The organism is Desulfoluna sp. CLI2B, from assembly GCF_056847375.1.
The window spans coordinates 2,595,635-2,616,892 of the sequence record NZ_CP186557.1 but is presented as its reverse complement, the minus strand read 5'-3'; the positions used below and the strand labels follow the sequence as shown (position 1 = coordinate 2,616,892).

General features: G+C 57.9%; 17 protein-coding genes. 12 read left to right on the top strand and 5 right to left on the bottom strand.

The annotated features are described in order from the left end of the window. Positions 1–342 precede the first annotated feature (342 nt). From ACOYW2_RS12350 to panB, 6 genes are all read left to right on the top strand, one after another. Positions 343–2,118 carry a formate--tetrahydrofolate ligase gene (locus ACOYW2_RS12350; RefSeq protein WP_180141517.1) on the top strand — a complete coding sequence of 592 codons (1,776 nt, stop codon included), beginning with the start codon at positions 343–345 and terminating at the stop codon, positions 2,116–2,118. A 215-nt stretch (positions 2,119–2,333) separates the two neighbouring features. Continuing rightward, positions 2,334–4,148, top strand: coding sequence for an ASKHA domain-containing protein (locus ACOYW2_RS12345; RefSeq protein ID WP_482770601.1), 1,815 nt, complete (start codon positions 2,334–2,336; stop codon positions 4,146–4,148). Next, positions 4,148–4,285, top strand: a complete 138-nt coding sequence (locus tag ACOYW2_RS12340) for a hypothetical protein (protein ID WP_482423174.1) — start codon at positions 4,148–4,150, stop codon at positions 4,283–4,285. The genes ACOYW2_RS12345 and ACOYW2_RS12340 overlap by 1 nt, the downstream gene beginning before the upstream one ends. A gap of 111 nt (positions 4,286–4,396) precedes the next feature. Further along, the gene (locus ACOYW2_RS12335; RefSeq protein WP_482770600.1) at positions 4,397–5,086 is read left to right on the top strand and encodes an ATP-binding protein; all 690 of its coding nucleotides are present in this window, start codon (positions 4,397–4,399) and stop codon (positions 5,084–5,086) included. Between the two features lie 288 nt (positions 5,087–5,374). Next, a complete protein-coding gene (gene thyX, locus ACOYW2_RS12330; protein ID WP_482770599.1) occupies positions 5,375–6,790 on the top strand; it encodes an FAD-dependent thymidylate synthase in 1,416 nt (471 codons plus the stop codon). Between the two features lie 22 nt (positions 6,791–6,812). Continuing rightward, the gene (panB, locus tag ACOYW2_RS12325; protein WP_482416089.1) at positions 6,813–7,604 is read left to right on the top strand and encodes a 3-methyl-2-oxobutanoate hydroxymethyltransferase; all 792 of its coding nucleotides are present in this window, start codon (positions 6,813–6,815) and stop codon (positions 7,602–7,604) included. Positions 7,605–8,005: 401 nt separating this feature from the next. On the opposite strand, the gene ACOYW2_RS12320 is transcribed toward panB, so the two are convergent. The 4 genes from ACOYW2_RS12320 to ACOYW2_RS12305 are packed head-to-tail and all read right to left on the bottom strand — an operon-like array spanning position 8,006 to position 11,160. After that, entirely contained in the window at positions 8,006–8,236 is a 231-nt protein-coding gene (locus ACOYW2_RS12320; protein WP_482770598.1) for a hypothetical protein, read from the bottom strand. A 33-nt stretch (positions 8,237–8,269) separates the two neighbouring features. Next, positions 8,270–9,103, bottom strand: a complete 834-nt coding sequence (locus ACOYW2_RS12315; RefSeq protein ID WP_482770597.1) for a lipid-A-disaccharide synthase — start codon at positions 9,101–9,103, stop codon at positions 8,270–8,272. Positions 9,104–9,151: 48 nt separating this feature from the next. After that, positions 9,152–10,081, bottom strand: a complete 930-nt coding sequence (locus tag ACOYW2_RS12310) for a Gfo/Idh/MocA family protein (RefSeq protein WP_482770596.1) — start codon at positions 10,079–10,081, stop codon at positions 9,152–9,154. Beyond that, on the bottom strand, positions 10,078–11,160 hold the full coding sequence (locus tag ACOYW2_RS12305) for a DegT/DnrJ/EryC1/StrS family aminotransferase (protein WP_482770595.1): 1,083 nt from the start codon (positions 11,158–11,160) through the stop codon (positions 10,078–10,080). The genes ACOYW2_RS12310 and ACOYW2_RS12305 overlap by 4 nt, the downstream gene beginning before the upstream one ends. A gap of 562 nt (positions 11,161–11,722) precedes the next feature. Between ACOYW2_RS12305 and ACOYW2_RS12300 the strand changes: the two genes are divergently transcribed. Continuing rightward, on the top strand, positions 11,723–12,388 hold the full coding sequence (locus tag ACOYW2_RS12300) for a TetR/AcrR family transcriptional regulator (RefSeq protein ID WP_482423167.1): 666 nt from the start codon (positions 11,723–11,725) through the stop codon (positions 12,386–12,388). 103 nt (positions 12,389–12,491) lie between these two features. Further along, on the top strand, positions 12,492–13,574 hold the full coding sequence (locus tag ACOYW2_RS12295; RefSeq protein ID WP_482770594.1) for a 4Fe-4S dicluster-binding protein: 1,083 nt from the start codon (positions 12,492–12,494) through the stop codon (positions 13,572–13,574). A 157-nt stretch (positions 13,575–13,731) separates the two neighbouring features. On the opposite strand, the gene ACOYW2_RS12290 is transcribed toward ACOYW2_RS12295, so the two are convergent. Then, a complete protein-coding gene (locus ACOYW2_RS12290; RefSeq protein ID WP_482770593.1) occupies positions 13,732–14,160 on the bottom strand; it encodes a hypothetical protein in 429 nt (142 codons plus the stop codon). Positions 14,161–14,489: 329 nt separating this feature from the next. Here ACOYW2_RS12290 and ACOYW2_RS12285 point away from each other — a divergent pair, with 329 nt between their 5' ends. The 4 genes from ACOYW2_RS12285 (at position 14,490) to ACOYW2_RS12270 (ending at position 21,146) form a co-directional block, all read left to right on the top strand. Next, on the top strand, positions 14,490–16,238 hold the full coding sequence (locus ACOYW2_RS12285) for a hypothetical protein (protein ID WP_482770592.1): 1,749 nt from the start codon (positions 14,490–14,492) through the stop codon (positions 16,236–16,238). A 248-nt stretch (positions 16,239–16,486) separates the two neighbouring features. Beyond that, positions 16,487–19,150 (top strand): valine--tRNA ligase, encoded by a 2,664-nt coding sequence (locus tag ACOYW2_RS12280; RefSeq protein ID WP_482770591.1) that lies wholly within the window; start codon positions 16,487–16,489, stop codon positions 19,148–19,150. A gap of 205 nt (positions 19,151–19,355) precedes the next feature. Further along, a complete protein-coding gene (gene nadC, locus ACOYW2_RS12275) occupies positions 19,356–20,102 on the top strand; it encodes a carboxylating nicotinate-nucleotide diphosphorylase (RefSeq protein WP_482770590.1) in 747 nt (248 codons plus the stop codon). A 537-nt stretch (positions 20,103–20,639) separates the two neighbouring features. Beyond that, entirely contained in the window at positions 20,640–21,146 is a 507-nt protein-coding gene (locus tag ACOYW2_RS12270) for a hypothetical protein (RefSeq protein WP_482423161.1), read from the top strand. Positions 21,147–21,258 lie beyond the last annotated feature (112 nt).

Below are 21,258 nucleotides of genomic sequence, written 5' to 3'. Positions count from 1 at the left end.
GATCAATGCAGACGTTATACGACATGATGGTGGTTTCTTCCGGGGGAATGCAAAGAAGAGCTGCCAGGAAGTAGTGAAAACAAACATGAGGGACCTGCCTCGGCGTTGTTGTGTTCGCACCAGGGGCCGAACACAGCGGCGTGATGCAATGTGGCCCGGAAAGACTTCGGGCCGGGCGCATGTGCGCCAAGCAATTCTGAACAACCGGATAATTCCTGCTGGTGGATGCTTTTTTATGGTACACGTGCAGGCACTGATTATTGGGACGTACAGACCAGGAATTTGTTTTCATCACCATGCTACCGGCTCTTTCTGTGGGCCAATTCTTGAAAGGAGTAATGAATGGCTTTAGATCCAAAGAAGCACGCTGATTGGGAAATTGCTCAGGATTCTGAGAAATCCATGAAAACCATTTATGAGATTGCGGAAGAGTTCGGGCTGACCAAGGAAGAACTGCTGCCCCAGGGCCACTACATCGGCAAGATTGACTATCGCAAGGTTCTTGAACGCCTGAAGGACAAGCCCAACGGCAAATACGTCGATGTTACCGCCATCACTCCCACGCCCCTTGGGGAGGGCAAATCCACCTCCACCATGGGCCTTGTCCAGGGCCTCGGCAAACGCGGCAAGCGCGTGTCCGCCGCCATCCGCCAGCCTTCCGGCGGCCCCACCATGAACATCAAGGGTTCTGCCGCCGGCGGCGGCCTGGCCCAGTGCATTCCCCTGACTCCTTTTTCCCTGGGATTCACCGGCGACATCAACGCCATCATGAATGCCCACAACCTCGCCATGGTCGCCCTGACCTCCCGCATGCAGCATGAGCGCAACTACACCGACGAGCAGCTTGACCGCCTCACCAAGATGCCTCGCCTCGACGTGGATCCCACCAACGTGGAGATGGGCTGGGTCATCGATTACTGCTGCCAGTCCCTGCGTAACATCGTTATCGGTATGGACGGGGTCAACGGCAAGCGAGACGGCTTCATGATGCGTTCCAAGTTCGGCATTGCCGTCTCCTCCGAGGTCATGGCGATCCTGTCGGTTGCCACCAGCCTCAAGGACATGCGTGACCGCATGGGCAAGATCGTTGTGGCCTACGACAAGAAGGGCAAGCCCGTCACCACCGAGGATCTGGAAGTGGCCGGTGCCATGACAGCCTGGATGGTGGACGCCCTGAACCCCAACCTCATGCAGACCCTGGAAGGCCAGCCCGTTATTGTCCACGCCGGCCCCTTTGCCAACATCGCCATCGGTCAGAGCTCCATCATCGCCGACCAGGTTGGCCTCAAGCTTGCCGATTTCCACGTCACCGAGTCGGGCTTCGGCGCCGACATCGGCTTTGAAAAGTTCTGGAACCTGAAGTGCCGTTACAGCGGCCTGGTTCCCGACGCAGCCGTTGTCGTGGCCACCATCCGGGCCCTCAAGTGCCACGGCGGCGCCCCGGTTCCCGTTCCCGGCAAGGCCATGCCCAAGGAGTACAGCGAAGAGAGCGTGGAGTGGGTCGAGAAGGGATGTGCCAACCTGATCCACCACATCCGCAACGTCCGCAAAGCCGGTATCAGCCCCGTGGTCTGCCTCAACGCCTTTGTTACCGACACCAAGGCCGAGTGTGAGAAGGTCCGTGAGCTGGTGGAGGCCGAAGGGGCCAAGTTCGCCATCTCCGAGCACTGGGAGAAGGGCGGTGACGGCGCCCTGGAGCTGGCAGATGCCGTTATCGCAGCGTGTGACGAGCCCACGGATTTCAAATTCCTCTACGACCTGGACATGCCGGTCAAGGAGCGTATCGAACTCATCGCCACCGAGGTGTACGGTGCCGACGGCGTGGACTTCTCCGCCGATGCAGCGGCTTCTCTGGCGCGCATCCAGGCCGACCCCGAACTTGCCAAACTGGGGCTCTGCATGGTCAAGACCCACCTCTCCCTCTCCGACAACCCCGCCCTTAAAGGGGTGCCCACGGGTTGGCGACTCCAGATCCGTGAGGTGCTGACTTATGGCGGCGCCGGGTTTATCGTGCCTGTGGCCGGTACCATCAGCCTGATGCCCGGCACCGGCTCCAACCCCTCCTTCCGCCGGGTGGATGTGGATGTTGAGACCGGCAAGGTCCAGGGTATTTTCTAGGACCCCTGGTGCAGGTTTGACACGCGACAGATAATAAAAAAAAGGCCGGCTTGCCGGCCTTTTTTTGTCTTTAATGAGCAAAAGCTGGATTACTTAACGTGCGTGGGTTAAGATAGCTTTCGCGTCACCGTTTCATGTCCCGCCTCTATCGTATCGCAATTGTATCGCGCCGACCCGTTGGAACGGATCTGGTGATAACCCAATCGGGAGAGAGTATGGAAAAATTTACGGTGCAGTTCATTCCCCATGAAGTCTCCATCGAAGTCGCGGCCGGAGAGTCCCTGCTGGCAGCCGCCATGGAAGCAGGCGTGCACATCAACGCCTCCTGCGGCGGGGGCGGTGTCTGCGGCAAATGCCGCGTGGTGGTGGAAGAGGGGGCGTCGGCTTGCGAACAGACCGACAAGTTGACCCAGGAAGATTACGACGGGGGCTGGCGCCTCGCCTGCATGACCGAAGTCAGGGACAACCTGACCGTACGCGTGCCCATGGAATCCTCGGCCCTTCTGGGGGGCGAGTTGCCCCAGGCCACGCCTCGGGCAACGGCCCATATCCGCAAAATGGACTTTGAGGCGCTAAAGGAGGAGGGGCTCTTTATTCCTCCCATGGAGAAGATCTTTGTGGAACTGCCCGTTCCCGATGCATCGGATCACAGCGCCGATGTGACCCGCCTTTTTCAGTACCTGAAAACCGTCAGGGGGGAAGGGGGGCTGGACATCGACCTCTCGGTGATCCGAAAGATGCCCAAGGTGCTCCGGGACGGGGAGTTCAAAGCCACGGTGACCCTGGAACGGCCGGTGAAAAGCGGCAACAAGTCCCGCATCGTCAATATCCAGTCCGGCGACCGCACCGACTGCAACTATGCCATCGCCCTGGATATCGGCACCACCACCATCTACGGCCAGCTCTTCAACCTGAAGGATGCCGCGGTGCTGGAGCAGTGCGGCAAGGTCAACGGCCAGGTGAGCTACGGGGAGGACGTGATCTCCCGGATTATCTATGCGGAAAAGGAAGGGGGGCTGGAGCGGCTCCGCCAGGTGGTGGTGGAGACCATCAACGAGATCGTGGGGCGTCTTTTGTCCCGCAGCGGTGTGGACATGGAAGAGGTCTCCACCGTGGCCATCGCGGGCAACACCACCATGACCCAGCTCCTGTTGGGGGTGGATCCCCGCAACATCCGACGGGCGCCGTACGTGCCTGCGGCCAACGTCTATCCCCCGCTTTTGGCCCAAAGCCTGGGCATCACCCTTGCCGAGCACACCACGGCCCTTATTTACCCGCTCATCTCCAGTTATGTGGGGGGAGATATCGTGGCAGGCGTCATGGGCAGCGGCCTCTATCGGAGCGACAAGCTGACCCTTTTTATCGACATCGGCACCAACGCCGAGATCGTGGTGGGCAACAAGGAGTGGCTGGCCTGCACCGCCTGTTCCGCAGGCCCTGCCTTTGAAGGCGGGGGCATCAAGTTCGGCATGCGCGCAGCCCCGGGGGCCATTGAGGACTTCTCCCTCGACCCGGTGAGCTGGGAGCCCATGCTGCGGACCGTGGGGGGCGCCAGGCCCCGCGGGATCTGCGGGTCCGGTCTCATCACCACCGTTGCCGTTCTCTTTGAAAACCGCATCATCGACAGCCGCGGCAAGTTCAATACGGATCAGGCCAACCCGAGGCTGCGGGAAAACGAAGGCATCACCGAATATGTCCTGGTCTGGGCGGACCAGACGGACATCGGCCGGGACATCACCTTGACCGAGCCGGATATCGACAACCTCATCCGTGCCAAAGGGGCCGTCTACAGCGGGTGCGAGACCCTGCTCAACGAGGTGGGACTCTCCATTTCCGAGATTGAGGAGATCATCCTGGCCGGCGGGTTCGGCAGTTACATTGATCTGCAGCGCGCCTTTACCATCGGGTTTCTTCCCGAGATCGACCCTGCCAAGGTGACCTTCATCGGCAACGGGTCCCTCATGGGGGCGAAGATGAGCGCCCTGACCAACACCCTGCGCCAGGATGTGGTCCAGGTGGTGGGGCGCTGATGACCGACTTTGGACTCAAGCCCTCCTACATGGATCACTACATCGCGGCACTCTTTCTGCCCCATACCGACCTGAACCTGTTTCCCCGCCTGAAGGCGAGGCTCTCTGAAAAGCAGGGGGCGGTGGATACGCCGTGAGGAGAATGTGTTATGATGCGGGGTGCTGCTGGCGACCGCATCATGAACGCACCGCAGGCGGTATAGGATTGTTTATCACGTCATAATTTTGGACCCTGATTGAGGACGACCATGGGAAAAGTAATTGCAGTAGCAGGCAAGGGCGGTACCGGAAAGACCACCACGGCATCCCAGGTGGTACGGTACCTTGCGGCAAGCGGTGTTTCACCGGTACTGGCCGTGGACGCAGACCCGAACAGCAACCTCGGGGAAACCCTGGGGATCGAGGTGGAAAAGACCGTCGGGGATATCCGTGAAGGGTTCATGAAGGACCCGCAAGGGGTGCCCTCGGGCATGGACAAGGTCAACTACCTGGAGCTCCTCATGAACCAGGTCATCATCGAGCGCAGGGATTTTGATCTCCTCGTCATGGGGCGCCAGGAGGGGCAGGGGTGCTACTGCATGGTGAACAACATCCTGAACCGGTTCACCGAAGAGCTTGCCAGAACCTACAAATACCTTGTGGTGGACAACGAAGCGGGCATGGAGCACCTGAGCCGGCGCACCAGCGGCCGGGTAGACTACCTGCTGCTCATTACGGATTACTCATTGCGTGGCCTGCGGGCGGTCAAGAGAATCCACGACATGCTCGACGACCTCAAGCTCGATGTCAGGCACAAGGGGCTTGTGGTGACCCGGGCTCCGGAAAACCTCAACGGAACGTTTCTTGCCGAAGTCAAGGAGATCGGGGTGCAGATGGTCAAGATCTGCGTCCGGATGATCCGGAACTGGCGGTTTTGGACATGGAGAAACGGTCCATGATGGAGCTTGGTGATGACTCTGCATCGGCAAAGGCCGTGGGTGGGGTCATGGAGAGGGTGCTGGCCGACCTTTCCTGAGGTTGGGATCCGGTGTGCTCCCATGCCGGGAACTTCGCTTTTTCGGAAGTAAGTCGGGAGCTCACGGGGAACGTCTAATTCATATCGATCTGTGAAAGCGGGGCGTTGACAGCGCCCCGCTTTTTTAGCTCTTGCCCTGCCTTCCCTCTTTATTATATGGGAAATAGACATCCTTCATTTATCATCAACCATTGAGGAGCAGATCATCCATATGGAAAAAGCAAGAGCAGTCATACTTGCCTTTACACCGGAACCTGAACGTATATGCGCTTCTGCGGCGCGTATTTCATCCACCAAAGGGGCGGCCACCGAGATTTACGAGAACACGGATCAGAGCAACATCGGCCAGTTGATCAAACGGGTCGTGGCCCTGGGCCATGTGACCATCACGGAGCACGCCGTTTTCAACATCGCCTTTGAAAACGTTTCCGCCTTTTTCGAGCAGTTTCTTATTGAGTTCCGTCTGGCCGCGTACACGATCAAATCCCGCCGTTACGTGGACTACTCCGAGATGGGGGGGCTCTCCCCTGAGTTTCGTTTGAAAAAGGGGGGGCTGGCTGATGCGTCCTTCGGCGAACGCTTCGAGACACTGTCCAGGGAGCTGTTTGAGGACTACCACAAGCTTCTGGAGGCAGGCATCCCCAAGGAAGATGCCCGGTTTGTGCTGCCCTACTGCCTGAGGAGCCATATTTACTGCACGGTCAACGCCCGTGAGCTGCTTCATATCCTCCACTCCTGTCTCAACGGCCGCGGGGCCGCGTACCCCGAGATCCGCCAGATCGGTGAAAGCCTCCTGGCCCAGGCCAAAGAGATCCTTCCCGATGTGTTTGATGATCTTGACAAGGTGGAGAAAGGGCGCGAGGACAAGGAGAGCAGACTCCGCGAGCTGGTTGCCGACAAGGGCGTCCAGCGGCGTGCCGACGGGGACAGCGCCCTGGTGGAGCTGTTGACCCACTCCGGCGAACCCGACCTCATGGTGGCCGTCTCCGCCCTTGTTTCCCATTCCGGGTGCTCCTCGTCCGATGCCCTGGGCATGCTGCGTGACGACGACGAGCTCACCGCGGGAATCATCGACATCGTGACCTCGGATCGGCGCAGGCGAGAGCTTGAGCAGGTGAACGTCACTTTTCGCCTGAACGACATGAGCCTCTCCTGCCTGACCCACCTGGCACGCCATCGTATCCAGTCCCTGGTGGTGCCCTCCTTTACGGAGTTCGGCAAGAGCCGCACCTGTGTGATGCCCGAAACCATCACCGAAAATGAAGCCGCCAAAGAGATCTACATGGGCTGCTTCGAAAAGAGCATGGACCTGTACGAGGCCTTCCGCGATGCGGGTGTCATGGAAGAGGACCTTGTCTATCTGTACCTGAGCGGCAACGTGATGGACGTGGTGACCACCATGAACGGCCGGGAGCTCTACCATTTTCTCAAGCTGCGCTGCTGCGACCGGGCCCAGTGGGAGATCCGAAACTACGCCGTGGGCATGCTTTCTGCCGTGCGGGGAATCTCTCCGGTGCTCTTCGGCAAGGTCGGCCCCGGATGCTTCATGGACGGGGTGTGCCCGGAAGGCAAGATGAGTTGCGGTAAACAAGTTGAAATGAAGAAGCTTTTTTCTAATATGGAATAATATAAGGAAAGGTGTCATTGTCATGAAGAAGGTTACCGTCACAACGTTGTACAACAAGAAGAAGGAAGGGGAGAAGATCACGGCCATGACCGCCTATGATTTTCCCTTTGCCACCCTCATGGATGAGACCGGGGTGGACATGATTCTCGTGGGGGATTCCCTGGGCATGGTCATTCAAGGGGGCAACAGCACCCTTCACGTGACCATGGACGAGATGATTTACCACACTCGCATTGTCTCACGGGCCTGCAAGCGCACCATGGTGGTGGGGGATATGCCCTTTATGGCGTATCAGGCCAGCGTGGAAGAGGCCGTGCGAAACGCCGGTCGTTTTTTAAAGGAGACCGACTGCTCTGCCGTGAAGCTCGAAGGCGGCGCTTCGGTGTGCGAGGTGATAAAGGCTATTTCCTCGGCAGGCATCCCCGTTCAGGCCCACATCGGCCTCACCCCTCAGTCCGTTCACCAGATGGGCGGATTCAAGGTACAGCGTGACGAAGACCGACTCATGGCAGACGCCCTGGCCGTTCAGGAGGCCGGAGCCTTCTCCGTGGTTCTGGAAGGCATTCCCAACCACATCGCCAGGGCCATCACCGAAAAGCTCTCCATCCCCACCATCGGTATCGGCGCAGGCCCCGACTGCGACGGCCAGATCATCGTCATGCACGATACCCTGGGCATCAATTCCGGCCATATCCCTAAGTTTGTGAAGAAGTACGCGAACTTAGGGGATGAGGCCAGAAAGGGTATCAAAGGGTTCATCGATGAGGTGAAAAGCGGTGAGTTCCCCGCACCCGAGCACTGCTACAGTAAATAGTAGCGCGTATTGCCGCCTTCTATGGTGGCCCATCGGGTTATGATGGCATGATCCCAGAGGATCAATAAAAAAAGCCTGTGCAATTGCACAGGCTTTTTTTTGTTGTTTTGTAACGATTCGGGTTGCCCCTGTTCGTTATTCTTAACGTGCTGCAAGAAAAAATAAAAGCACAAAAAATAGCCTCCGGCGGCAAGGTGTGCCACCTTGAAAGCAAATTACCGCCGGGCTTTGCCCTCGTTCCCCGGGTCAAATCTCAGCGGTATTCTGGCGAACCATTGTGTGATTATTTGTTTCCGACAGCCAAACAATTGGCTCGTCGATACCTTCCGACCGGCTGTTTGTCACACTTTTCAAACGTTTGGCCCCCGGCAGGGCCGCCGGAGGCTTTTTTGAACCCCGAATCAGGGCCTTTCCGTCAGGGAGAATATTTCCCGGGCGGCGTAGTCTGCGTCAAAGGCTTTGACCAGGGTGCGGAACCGGCCCAGTTCACTTCGGATGCGCCCCAGGCGGTCCGAATCGCCCAGGATAGCCACCACCTCGTCGGCGATGCCCTCGGGGGTTGCTGCGTCCTGGATCAGCTCAGGGAACACATGGTGCCCTAAGATGAGGTTGGGGATGGAGATGGCGTCCACTTCACCCAGCGTTCCGCAGCATCAGGTAGGTGATCAGATCATGCGGTAGAGCACCACGGTGGGGACCCCGGAGAGGGCCAGTTCAAAGGTGACGGTACCGGAGCAGGCGATGGCCAGGTCCACGTTCTGGAATTCGTCGTGGGGGTTGCCCTCGTACACCCGGATACCCGCTTCATGGGCGCTGTCGAACAGGGCCGCATCGAGGCTGGGGTGCTTGAGGACGGAGAAGCGTGCGTCCATGCGGGCGTCAATGCTTTTTTTGGCTTCGCACATGGTGGCCAGGTTGGATTTGACCTCCTTGCGGCGGGATCCGGGAAGGAGCAGGATGCGTCGGGGCCCTGTTTCCCCAGTTGTGTCTTTTTTCATGGCCGTGATGGTGTTGACCAGGGGGTTGCCCACAAAGGCGGCCTCCACGCCGTTGTCCCTGTAAAAGGTCTCCTCAAAGGGAAAGAGCACCAGCATCTTGTCGATGTATTGTTTCACCAGCTTCAGGCGGCCCTTGCGCCAGGCCCAGAGCTGGGGGCTGATGAAGTAGACGAGCTTTCGGCCCGGTTTGGCAACACGTTTGGCCATGCGGAAGTTAAAGTCCGGGTAGTCGGTGAAGATAACCACATCGGGATCGATCTCTTCAATTTTTTCGGCGATGCGGTTAAAGATCCGGATGAGGGTAGGAAGGTAACTGATTACCTCAAAAAATCCGGTGACGGCGTGGCTGGCCAGGTCCGCCACCTGGGTGGAGCAGGCGGCAAGGCCGGGGCCGCCTGCCGAATAGACATCGATGTCGGGTGACGCGTTTTTCAGGGCGTGAACCAGTTCGGTGGCATGCATGTCACCTGAGGGTTCACCTGCAACGATAAAAAGTTTCACAACCTTGCCTTTGTGTTCGTGGTATCTGAAAACCGGAGCCCCATGCTTTCACTGTGACGGGATCCGGAGCTGTGTCTGACGGTTGGCCAGATCTTCGTCGATTTTCAGGGCAAGGTCAAGGGCCATGGCCGCATTTTTTGCAATGGTGTAGTCTCGCCGTTTTGCTGTGATACCGGCATGAAAATGCAGGATCTCCCGTTTCAGGGGCTCTTCCTTTTCAATGGTGATGACCTTTTTTTCGATACCGTTCTCTCCGTTTTTGAACGCCTTGATGGTGTGCCCGGCAAAGTCCAGGGAGATGTAGTTGTGGTTGAAAAAGACCCGGGTCCTGCGCATCTGCTCTTCGGAAATCCTTGAGGCCGTGATGTTGGCGATGCAGCCGCCCTTGAAGTGAACCCGGGCATTGGCGATGTCTGCCTTGTCCGTAAGGGCCTTGACCCCCACGCCTTCCACCGAGGCCACCTCGTCGTTTACCAGATCGAGGATGATGTCCAGGTCATGGATCATCAGGTCCAGCACCACGCTGATGTCTAAAGACCGGTTGGGGAAAGGGCCCAGCCGGTGGGATTCGATGAACATGGGGGCGGTGATCATTTTACGGGCCTCGGCATAGGCCTTGTTGAACCGTTCCACCATGCCCACCATGAGAAAGGCGTTTTTTCGTGACGCGGTTTCAAGGAGGTCTTCGGCCTCGACCATGGTGACGGCGATGGGCTTTTCAATGAGGCAGTGCACCCCGTGGTCAAGAAAAAATCTCGCCACCTCGTGGTGATTCACTGTGGGGGTGGCCACGGTCACCGCTTCGACGCCGAGGTTCAGGAGCTCTCTGTAGTCCCGGGTCCAGACGGCCCCGTGGAGGTGTTCCTGGCCCGGATGGTGCGGGTCAGCCACCCCCACCAGCTCAAATGCATCCAGTTCGTCATAGATCCGTGCATGGATTTTTCCCAGTTTTCCCACGCCGATCACACCTGCTTTCATACGGTCTCCAAAACAGCGGTCGCCACGCGTCGGATCTGCTCATCGCTGAGATACGGGTGCATGGGCAGGCTGAGGACATGGGCGGCCACCTCATCGCTGACGGGGAGGTGGGCGTCCGGTTGGAGGAAGACCGGCTGGTGGTGCAAGGGGACGGGATAATGAACGGCGGTGGGGATGTCTTGCCGCTTGAGGGCCTGCTGCAGGGCGTTTCGGTCGTCAACGCGGATGGTGAGCTGGGCGTAGACCGAGGTGTTGTGGGAGCGGATCACCGGAGGGACGATGCGGTCATGGGCAAGGGCCTCGGTGTATTGCCTGCCGATGGCCCGGCGTTTTTTAATTTCCTCTGGAAACAGGGGCAGTTTGGCAAGGAGTACCGCTGCCTGGATGCTGTCCAGCCGGCCGTTGATGCCCAGTCGGGGGTGGTGGTAGCGTCGGTCCTGTCCGTGCTCCCGGATTTCCCGCATGCGCGTTGCCAGGATCTCGTCTGAGGTGAAGCAGGCCCCGCCGTCTCCGTAACACCCCAGGGGCTTGGAAGGGAAAAACGAGGTGCAGCCGATGGTGGAGAGGTTGCAGGACTGCTTTCCTTTGTAGGTTGCCCCGAAGCTCTGGGCCGCGTCTTCGATGACAGGGAGCCCGTGGCGCCGGGCGACGTCGTTGATGGTGTCGAAGTCGGCGCATTGCCCGAAGAGGCTGACGGCCATGATGGCCTTTGTTTTTTCCGTTATGGCGGCCTCGATGAGGGCGGGGTCGATGTTGCAGGTGTCGGGCTCGATATCCACGAACACGGGTACGGCGCCCAGCAGGGCGATGGTTTCCGCTGTGGCGACAAAGCTGAAGGGCGAGGTGATCACCTCGTCTCCTGGCGAGATGCCCAGGGCCATCATGGCCATGATCAGGGCACCGGTTCCGCTGGCCGCTCCGATGCAGTGCAGGGCACCCGTATATTCTGCGAGGCGGCCTTCCAACTCCCGGACCTCCGGCCCGTTAATGTATTGTCCGTGTTGGAGGACAGCATGGATTCGTTCGTTTACATCCCTTTCAATCTGGTCGTACTGCGCTTTGAGATCGATAAATTGCATGGCGTCTCCTTGGCTTTCTAAGGCGTTGGGGGGCGTCGTCAATTTGGGTGATGCTTTCTCGGCATGTTGCCCCGTCGGTGGGAGGGGTGCCTCCTGACCGATTGTGTCGGTAGCTCAGGTGTTGGTTATTTTGGTTTTGTCGAAGTATCGCTGTTTACGGTGGTGTGATATGTTTTGTGGTTAGATAATGAGTAAAAAAAATGCGGGAAAATGTCAAAGCTTCTTCTGGTCTCCAGGGTTTTAGAGTCTGGGGGGCTCATGGTGCCGCCGTGCCCTCAGGGTGCCGCATCGACGGCATCTGAAGATGGCTTCACCATGTATTTCGAAGGGTTGCCAGGTGTGGCGACCCAAAAGGCACAGCAGTCGAAACATCCATTGCAGCATGGGGGTTGTCTCCATCCGGGTGTTTTTATTCTCGGGCTACCCGGTTTCCGGGTGGCTTATTGAACACCGACGGGGGAACGGTGTCAATGGGCCAGAGATATGGTGTCCGTATTGTCCCGGGATGTCGGGCGGTTCTTTGATGTTGACGCTGTCAACATCGCCGTGTATGCTACCCGACATGATGAAAAATACCACTGAAGAAACCGTAACCTATCATCACGGGAACCTCAGGCACCGGCTCATTGAAGTGGCCCTTGAGGCCATTGAAGAGGCGGGGGCTGCCGAGCTGACCCTTCGCGGTATTGCAAAGCGGGCCGGGGTGAGCCATTCGGCCCCCTATCGCCATTTTCCGGATAAAGAGGCCCTTCTTGTGGCCGTGGCCCGGGAGGGGGTTGGCCTCATGCTTTCCGAGATCAAGCTTCGGCTGGAGCGGGCCAAGGGCGATCCCCTGGCGCGGTTTATGGTGTGCGGCCTGTCCTACATCGATTTTGCCATTGCCCACCCAGCCCATTTTCGGGTGATGTTTGCATCGCCCCGGATGGGGGTGCCCGTGCCCGAGGACTTGAAGCCGGAGTCCACGCCTTTTTTCCACCTGTTCATCGATGAGATCACCGAGTGCTGGAAGCTGGGGCTCCTTAAGGGGGAGAGCCCGCACGCCATCGCCCTTTCCGCGTGGTCCATCGTCCATGGGTTTTCCCTTCTCGTCATCGACGGGCATCTCCAGGGAGGAGCCCTGGACGAAGGCTCCCGGGAGTCCATGAAGCGGGGGCTGCTGTACGCTTTTTATTCGGGGGTTCGCGGTGAGAACGGCCCTGAGGTGGTGCCGCCCGCCCCACGGGGCTGACGGGTCGGTTTGTGACGGGCCCTGAGGCGCCTGCACGTGTCAATAAGGCTGCTTCGGCAACGCAGAGATGATAACAGGCAACACAAGATTGAGGGAGGAGAGTATGGTTGAGACGATTTACAGGCGGTTGCAACAGGTGCTGGATACCCTGCCCAACGGGTTTCCGGCCGCGGACGACGGGGTGGAGATCAAGATTCTTAAGCGGATCTTCACCGAGGAGGAGGCGGAGATTTTCTGCGACCTGCGTCTGACCTACGAAACCGCCGAGCAGATCGCCGAAAGATCGGGTCGTTCCCTGGAAGGGCTCGACGACAAGCTCAAGACCATGTGGGGGAAAGGCCAGGTCTTCGGCATCGATTTCGGCGGTGTCCATGTCTTTCGCATGGCCCCCTGGATCTTCGGGATCTACGAGTTCCAGCTCAAGGGCCTCGACCGGGAGCTGGCGGAGATCTGCAAGGCATACGAGACCTGCTTTGCCGAGCAGTTTTTTACCCACGATCCCCCCATGATGCATGTGGTGCCCGTGGAAGAGGAGCTGGGCAGCGACAGCCAGGCACTTCCCTTTGATCAGGTTTCGGCCATTATTGAAAAGGGAAAGTCCTTTGCCGTAACCGAGTGCATCTGTAAGACAGAGCAAGGGCTCATGGACAACCCCTGCACCAAGCCCACAGAGGTGTGTCTCTCCATTGCACCGGTTCCCGGTTTTTTCGACAACCACCCCTTGAAGCTGCGTCCTATTTCCAAGGAGGAGGCCTACGGTGTCCTGAAAATGTCCGAAGAGGCCGGGTTGGTCCACATGACCAACAATTTCGAGAAGGGGCATTTTTACATCTGCAACTGCTGCGGTTGCTGTTGCGGGGTTTTAAGGGCCAAAAACGAGCTGGGGCTGACCAATGCGGTCCATTGCAATTACACGGCGGTGATAGACGAGGAGGCATGTGTCGGGTGCGGCCTCTGCGCCGATGAACGCTGCCAGGTCTCCGCCATAGAGGAGGACGATGGCGGATACCGGGTTTTAGAGGACGTGTGCATCGGCTGCGGCCTGTGTATCTCCACCTGTCCCGCCGAGGCTGTGTCCCTGGTACGAAAGCCTGAATCGAGTCTTGTGGCGCCTCCGAAAAATGAGGCGGAGTGGTATGCCAGGCGAGGGGAAAACCGGGGGGTTGATTTCTCGTCTTTTGCCTGATGGGCTCATCTTTGGAAGGGGGGGCACCAAACGGAGCGCCCACGGTGTTGCCGTGGGCGTTTTGTGATTGTTTTGACCCGGTGGGTTTCCCATGACGTATCCGGGCGCCCCAACCCGGATATTTCACGAGTCGAGTGCACCCATTTTTATGTTGGGATCAGCCCTCGCCGGGAAAGTTCAGGGTGAGCTGTTCCTGCTTTTTTTCTTTTTTGACTTTGATTTTCAATTCCATGCTGTTTCCGCGAAACCCAAGGGCCAGGGCTGTTTTTCCCTTGTCTTCTTCAATGTGGGTAATGGCTCGTACCATATCGAGGATGCGCGTGCCGGTCTCTTGTCCCGGGGTAGGCAGGGGCGTGGTTCTGTAGGTGGCTTTGACTTCCACCGTCCCTGAAGCCTCCTGCGTCAGGCTGATTTTTTCCGCGTTGCTGTTGACGCCGTGGAGAACGGCCAGGGCGATCCATTTCAGGGCGGTCTCTTCGGTTGCCGGTTCCCGGCTAAGGGTGGACATCTCTTTCAAGGGGTCGGTCTCCGCATAGCAATCGCAGAGCTCCTGAACCTTCAGGTGGGGGTTGGCGGACTCTTTCATGGTGTCTCCAGATTAGTGGGTTGGCGGGCGGGGCGGTGAGGATGGTCTGCGGGGACGGGGCCCGATGCGGGGTGATGGCCTATGTTATGGTTAAAACTGATTTTATCATACTTGACTACGGGGTCAATAGGCCGAAGGCCTCCGGGCCTGTCCCGGCAGCATGGTGGCGGTGCAAGAGGAAATGCCTTGGAACGGATTTTGTGAGCGGATAAGGCGCTTGACACTGTTTTTTCGGTATGATACCGTGATTAAGATAAGCTATTTTTTAATAAAATCATGGTGTTGCATTAAACACGTCATTGCCTACTCACCTCCAGGAGATGCCGATTATGACCGATTCCACTAGTAAAATCCCCATGGATAAAACACCTCCGGATGCATTGGACAACCATTGGTTGGAAGACGATGACGAACCCATTGAGCTGACGGAGCTTGCCGGCGAGAACGGGGACGTTCCCAAGGACGGCGACCGTGGAGTGAATGGTGACGATGGATCTGTTGACGCCATGGAGGTGGACTCGGAGGACGAGGAGGATATACTCGAACTCACCGAGGAATTCAGGCTGGATGATACTGGCATGCCGCAGGAGGGTGCTTCCTCTGACTCCGGTGAAGAGGCTTCTGATCTCGGCGAGGAGACCATTGACCTGACGGAGATGGCAGGCCTTGTGGAAGAGCCCCTGGAAGGTCAGGCGCCGGACCTCGGCGAGGAAACCATCGATCTGACGGAGATGGCAGGCTTTGTGGAAGAGCCCCTGGAAGGCCAGGCGCCGGACCTCGGCGAGGAAACCATTGATCTGACGGAAATGGCGGGCCTTCTGGAAGAGGTGCGGGACGGCCAGGCCCCTGACCTTGGCGAGGAGACCATCGATTTAACGGAGATGGCGGTTCTTGTGGAGGAAATCCCGGAAGAGCAGCTCCCCGACCTTGGTGAAGAGACCCTTGATTTGACGGAAATGGCAGGCCTCACCGAAGACGTTCAGGTAAAGGCGTCACCTGAGTCCGAAGAGGACGTCATTGATTTAACGGATATGGCGAGCCTTGTGGATGGGACTTCTGAAGAGGCCGCTCCGGATCGTGGGGACGAGACCATTGATCTGACGGAAATTTCGTCCCTCCTTGAAGAGGACCCTGTTTCCCAAGGGGAAGAGGTTACCGAATTCGGAGGCGAGAGTCTGGATCTCTCCTTCAGCCTGGACGATCTGGATATGTCGCAGCGCAGTGACGTGGTGGAGGCGGACGCCGCCCTTGACGTCGCAAGCGGCGATGACGATGGTTTTGTGGATATCGACCTGCTTCTTGCCGACAGCGAGGATGGGGACGGCGGGATGGACTCCATGGCCGGTGAAGGGCTGTTGGGCGAGCTTCCCGATGAAACCGTTGTCCTGCCGGTTGATGATGACCCCTTTGTCGAAAAGACCGTGGTTTTACCCGTGGATGACGAGCCTCTGCTGGACCTGGGAATGCCCCTGGACGGGGAGGGCGCTGCCTCGGAGGACGGGCTGCTGGATGCGCTTTCCGAAGAGACCGTGGTGCTCAGTGACGACGAACCCCTTCTGGATCTCGGCATGCCCCTGGAAGAAGATCCGTCTGCAGCCGAAGAGGCCCCGGCAGGGGACGGGTTGCTGGGCGATCTCCCCGATGAAACCGTGATGCTGGCCGACGACGAGGACCCCCTTCTGGACCTGGGCATGCCCCTGGATGAGGAGCCTGCCGCTGCAACCGGTGACCGGGAGGGCGGCGGGGTGCTGGACCTTTCGGATCTGGTGGATGAACAGGGGCGTCGAGCCCAGGAGGCTGAAAAGCCCGAGAGGCGCCCTCCGGGTTTTCCTGAGGGGACCTTTGACCTGGCCGGGATCAACGACGACCCAACCGCGGATCGCGGAGATGAGCAGGTTCCGGTTTCCATGGCCGGATTGGCCGATATCCCCGAGGAGCAGCTTGAGCGGGTGGTGGAGCGTGTGATCCGGACCATGTTCAAAGAGCGGATCGAAGAGCTGATTGTCGATGCCATCGGCAAAAACCTCTCGGAAGATATTGAGAAAATGAAAAAGATGATCCGGGAAAATTTTTCCTGATTTCCCTGGGTCGTTAATAAATGGTTGCAAGAAGACTGGAGATTATTTAATAATTTCCAGTTTTTCTTTTTGGGTGGTTTCGCAGGCGTGGCCCGGCTGCTGAAATCGTCGAAGGAAATAGTGCGTGGTTCCGACATCTTGGGGCAGAATGCCCCGGTGCCTGCACCCTTGAACATACAGGCAGGGTGCCCTTGCTCGTCTTGAGCAGACATGAAGGGTGCGCGCCCATCAACATATGAGGTTTGAATATGAGTGGAGAATTGCTGGCAAAGGGGTATGAGCCCCATGAAGTAGAGAAACGCTGCTATGCGTCCTGGATCGAGCAGGGGCTCTTTTCAGCGGAGGAGACAAGCGACAAAAAGCCTTATTCCATCGTGATCCCTCCCCCCAACGTCACCGGTGTGCTCCACATGGGCCATGCGTTGAACAACACCCTGCAGGATCTCCTCTGCCGCTACCGGCGCCTCAAAGGGGACAACGTCCTCTGGATGCCCGGTACCGACCACGCAGGCATCGCCACCCAGAACGTCGTGGAAAAGAAGCTGGCCGCCGAGGGCAAGACCCGTCAGGATGTGGGCCGGGAGGCGTTCATCGACGAAGTCTGGAAGTGGAAAGAAGAGTCCGGCAACGCCATCTTCAAGCAGCTCAAGCGCATGGGTGCATCCTGCGACTGGGATCGTCAGCGCTTTACCATGGACGATGGGCTCTCCGAGGCCGTCCGCAAGGTGTTTGTGGACCTCTACAAAAAAGGGCTCATCTACCGCGGTAACTACATCATCAACTGGTGCCCCCGCTGCAACACCGCCCTGGCGGATCTTGAGGTGGAACACGAAGATAAGCCGGGTAAGCTCTATCATATCAAGTACCCCTTTGCCGACGGCTCCGGTCACTTTGTCGTTGCCACCACCCGTCCCGAGACGATGTTCGGCGACACCGCCGTGGCCGTGAACCCCGAGGACGATCGCTACAAGGGGATCACCGCCACCCACGTAAAGCTTCCCCTCACGGACCGCGAGATTCCCATCATCCGTGATGAGTACGTTGATCTGGAGTTCGGCACCGGTGCCCTTAAGGTCACCCCCGCCCACGACCCCAACGACTTTGAGCTGGGCAAAAAGCACGACCTTGAATTTCTCAAGGTGATGACCGACGAAGGGATCATGAACGACGGCGCCGGTGCCTTTGAAGGCCTCACCCGCGAAGCGTGCCGGGAAGCTGCTGTCAAGGCCCTGGATGAGCAGGGATACCTTGTGAAGGTTGAGGAGCACCCCCACAGCGTGGGGCACTGCTACCGCTGCAAGACCGTCATCGAGCCCAACCTGTCCCAGCAGTGGTTTGTCAAGGTCAAGCCCCTGGCGGAGAAAGCCATTGCCGCCGTGGAAGACGGGCGAACCCGCATCATCCCCGAGCACTGGACCAAGACTTACTACGAGTGGATGTACAACATCCGCGACTGGTGCATCTCCCGCCAGATCTGGTGGGGGCATCGCATCCCGGTCTGGACCTGCGACGAGTGTGGCATGGACATCGTGGAAGAGACCGATCCCACGGTTTGCCCCGGCTGCGGAAGCTCCAAGCTGACACAGGATTCCGACGTGCTGGATACCTGGTTCAGCTCGGCCCTCTGGCCCTTCTCCACCATGGGGTGGCCCGAGAACACCGATCTCCTCAAGACCTTCTACCCCACGGCGACCCTGGTGACCGGTTTCGACATCCTCTTTTTTTGGGTGGCGCGCATGATGATGATGGGCCTCCACTTCATGGACGAGGTGCCCTTTAAGGATGTCTACATCCACGCCCTGGTCCGCGACGAAGAGGGCAAGAAGATGAGTAAGTCCAAGGGCAACGTCATCGACCCCCTCACCGTCAGCGACGAGTACGGCACCGACGCCTTCCGTTTTACCCTCACCGCCTTTGCGGCCCAGGGACGCGACGTGAAGATGTCCCTGGCGCGGGTGGAAGGCTACCGCCACTTCATCAACAAGATCTGGAACGCGGCCCGCTTCTCCTTCATGCATCTGGAGAAACCCTACACCGAGATCGACTACGCCAACATCAGCCTTGCCGATCGCTGGATCCTTGCACGACTTGCCGAGACCACGGCCAAGGTGGAAGAGGCCATCGACACCTACAAGTTCAACGAAGCGGCTGCCGCCCTCTACAGCTTTGTGTGGCACAGCTTCTGCGACTGGTATCTGGAGGCATCCAAGCCCGCCCTTTACGGCAAGATGGGTGATGCGGCCATGGAGTCCACCCGCTCCGTGCTCTATCGGGTTCTCCATGACACCCTGATTCTCCTGCACCCCATCATTCCCTTTGTCTCCGAGGAGATCTACAGCAAGCTTCCCGGAACCGAAGGCTCCATCATGAAGGCATCCTGGCCCGTATGCGACGAGTTTGCCGCCCATGGTGCCGATGCCGTGGCCGAAAAGGAGATGGAATCCGTCATTGCCGTGATCTCCGGTCTCCGAAACATCCGGTCCGAGATGAACATCGCTCCGTCCCTGGAGCTCACCGTGGAAGTACAGGCCGAGACCGAAGAGATGGCGGCCCTGGTGAACCGCGAGAAGAGCACCATCATGACCCTGTCCCGCCTGGCGGCCTGTGAGGTGAAGCTCACCGGCGAGCGTCCCAAGGGCGTGGGGACAGCCATTGTGGAAGGCGCGGCCGTCTATGTGTTTCTGGAAGGGGTCGTGGATTTCGACCGGGAGATTGAGCGTCTGGAAAAGAGCATCGCCAAAAGCGAGAAGGCAGTGGCCGGTCTCGAAGGCAAGCTGAACAACCAGGGCTTTATCTCCAAGGCTCCTGCCGATGTGGTGGCCAAATTCCAGGCCCAGCATGACGAAGCCAAGGACAAGCTGAGCAAGCTGGAGTTCACCCTTGCCAAGCTCAAGGAAGTTCAGAGCAACTAAGGCATACATGTCATAACAGGGTCCGGGGCGCATGCCGTCCCGGGCCCGCTTTTTTCGATCCATCCGCCTTCCTTATATCTTGGGGTGCGCCTTTGATGCGCGGCCCGACGCAAAGCCACACTACCAGGGACAGCAACATGACCATGATGACAGAGCAATTGATTCGCCTGGCCCTTGCCGAGGATATCGGCACCGGGACTGCGCGATGATCCCGGAACATGAGACGGGCCAGGGAGTTCTGGTGGCCAAAGAGCGGCTGCTGGTCGCGGGAACTGCCACGGCAGCGGCCTGTTTTACCGAGCTTGACCCCCACTGCCGTGTTGAGGTGGTGGCCGGTGACGGAAGCTGGGTCGACAAAGGCGATGTGATCCTGAAGGTGGCGGGGACATTAAGGGCCCTTCTGAAAGGCGAGCGCACAGCGCTCAATTTTCTGCAGCGCCTCTCCGGCATCGCCACCCATGTGAGCCGATACGCCGAGATGGTCGAGGGGCTTCCCGTGCGGCTGGTGGATACCCGGAAGACCACCCCGGGTTGGCGGGTACTTGAAAAGGAAGCGGTTCGCGTGGGCGGTGCCTTTAACCATCGCATGGCCCTTTACGATGGGGTCATGATCAAGGACAACCACATCGCTGTGTCCGGGGGGATCCGGGCCGCCGTGGAAAAGGTACGACGATCCATCTCCCATCTGGTCAAGGTGGAGGTGGAGGTGACCAATTTTGAGGAGCTTCACGAGGCCTTGAGTGCAGGAGCCGATGTGATCATGCTGGATAACATGGCCATGGAAGACGTGAAAAAAGCGGTGGCCCTTGTGGACGGGCGAGCCATGACCGAAGTCTCCGGCAACATCACGGAGGCAAACCTTCGCGCTTATGCCGAGTCCGGTGTGGATGTCGTTTCTTCGGGGGCGTTGACCCACCAGGCCCGTTCCGTGGATATCAGCATGAGGATGTAGGCACGTGTTTTTTTAGCGCCGTGCCGCGATGACTTACAAAACCTCTTCGGTGTGATCGGAAGGGGTTTTTTTATGTCCGGCGCCTGGTGGCCGGCAAGAAGGTGGCACCGGAGTGGATTGTCTTGCTCACCTCTGCCGGTCTTTGGGTAACTATCTGCGATGAAATTCGCGAAAAAGTTATACAATATGAAGTAATTTTTAAGGATTTATCCTTTTTTCGGAATAAGATGACCCGCATCTCGTGAAACCTGTGAGATGATAAATCAACGGATTTTCTCGCCTGTCCTGAAATGGTTTAATACTTTGCTGAACGCCTGGGAGAAAAAATGCTGTGAAGCTTGTGGTATGGCGTTAGGTATTGTGACATGTGTTTCATCCTTTATAAATGAATGAGTTAAACATGCGAGGTAAAGCGTGTTCAATGTTTATTGAGAAATGAATTAGGCAATAAAATACTTGACCATGTTAGGATTTCTAATTATCATCTTTGCCTGTGGGTTGTTAAACTATTAACGGGAAAGGTTTGGAGATTCGTCAATGGCAGCAGGATACGATCTTGAAAGCGCTTTTTCGCATGTGATTGAAACCATGCGCGGTGATTTTGTTCCGAGAGTTCATTACAACAAACTTCAACGACAAGTAGACAGGCTTGAAGACCAGATGAGGATCCTGAGTCGCCAGCTTGCCCGGGTGGAGAGAAAACTACCCGGAGGTGGGCGGCGAAAGGGTACGGCGGCGGCCTCGAAAGAGAAAAACAAGCCGACCAAGCGGACGTACAGAGCAGATTATCTTAAAATGATGGAGCTGCTCCAGAGTAACCCGGACAAGGAGTTTACCTTGAAAGAGCTCATTGACGGGACAGGTTTTAATGAGAAAAAAGTCCGCAACATGGTGTTTATCTACAGCCGGGAAAAATTCGGCTACGTTCAGGTCATCCGACGGGGAGTCTACAAAGCCGGTAAACCGGTGGTGGCATCCACGGATGAGAAAGCATTTCCAAAGGAGTTGTTAAAAGAAGAGCCGGCAGTTGAGGTGGAGGAGTAGAAGGGGGCCGTTTGGTTGACGGCCTCTCCACAGGTTTTTTGTCCGGTTGGAACATCGTGCGGCGTGCGGCTTTTTCTCTAAGCTGCACGCCGTTTTTTTTTATGGGCCGTTG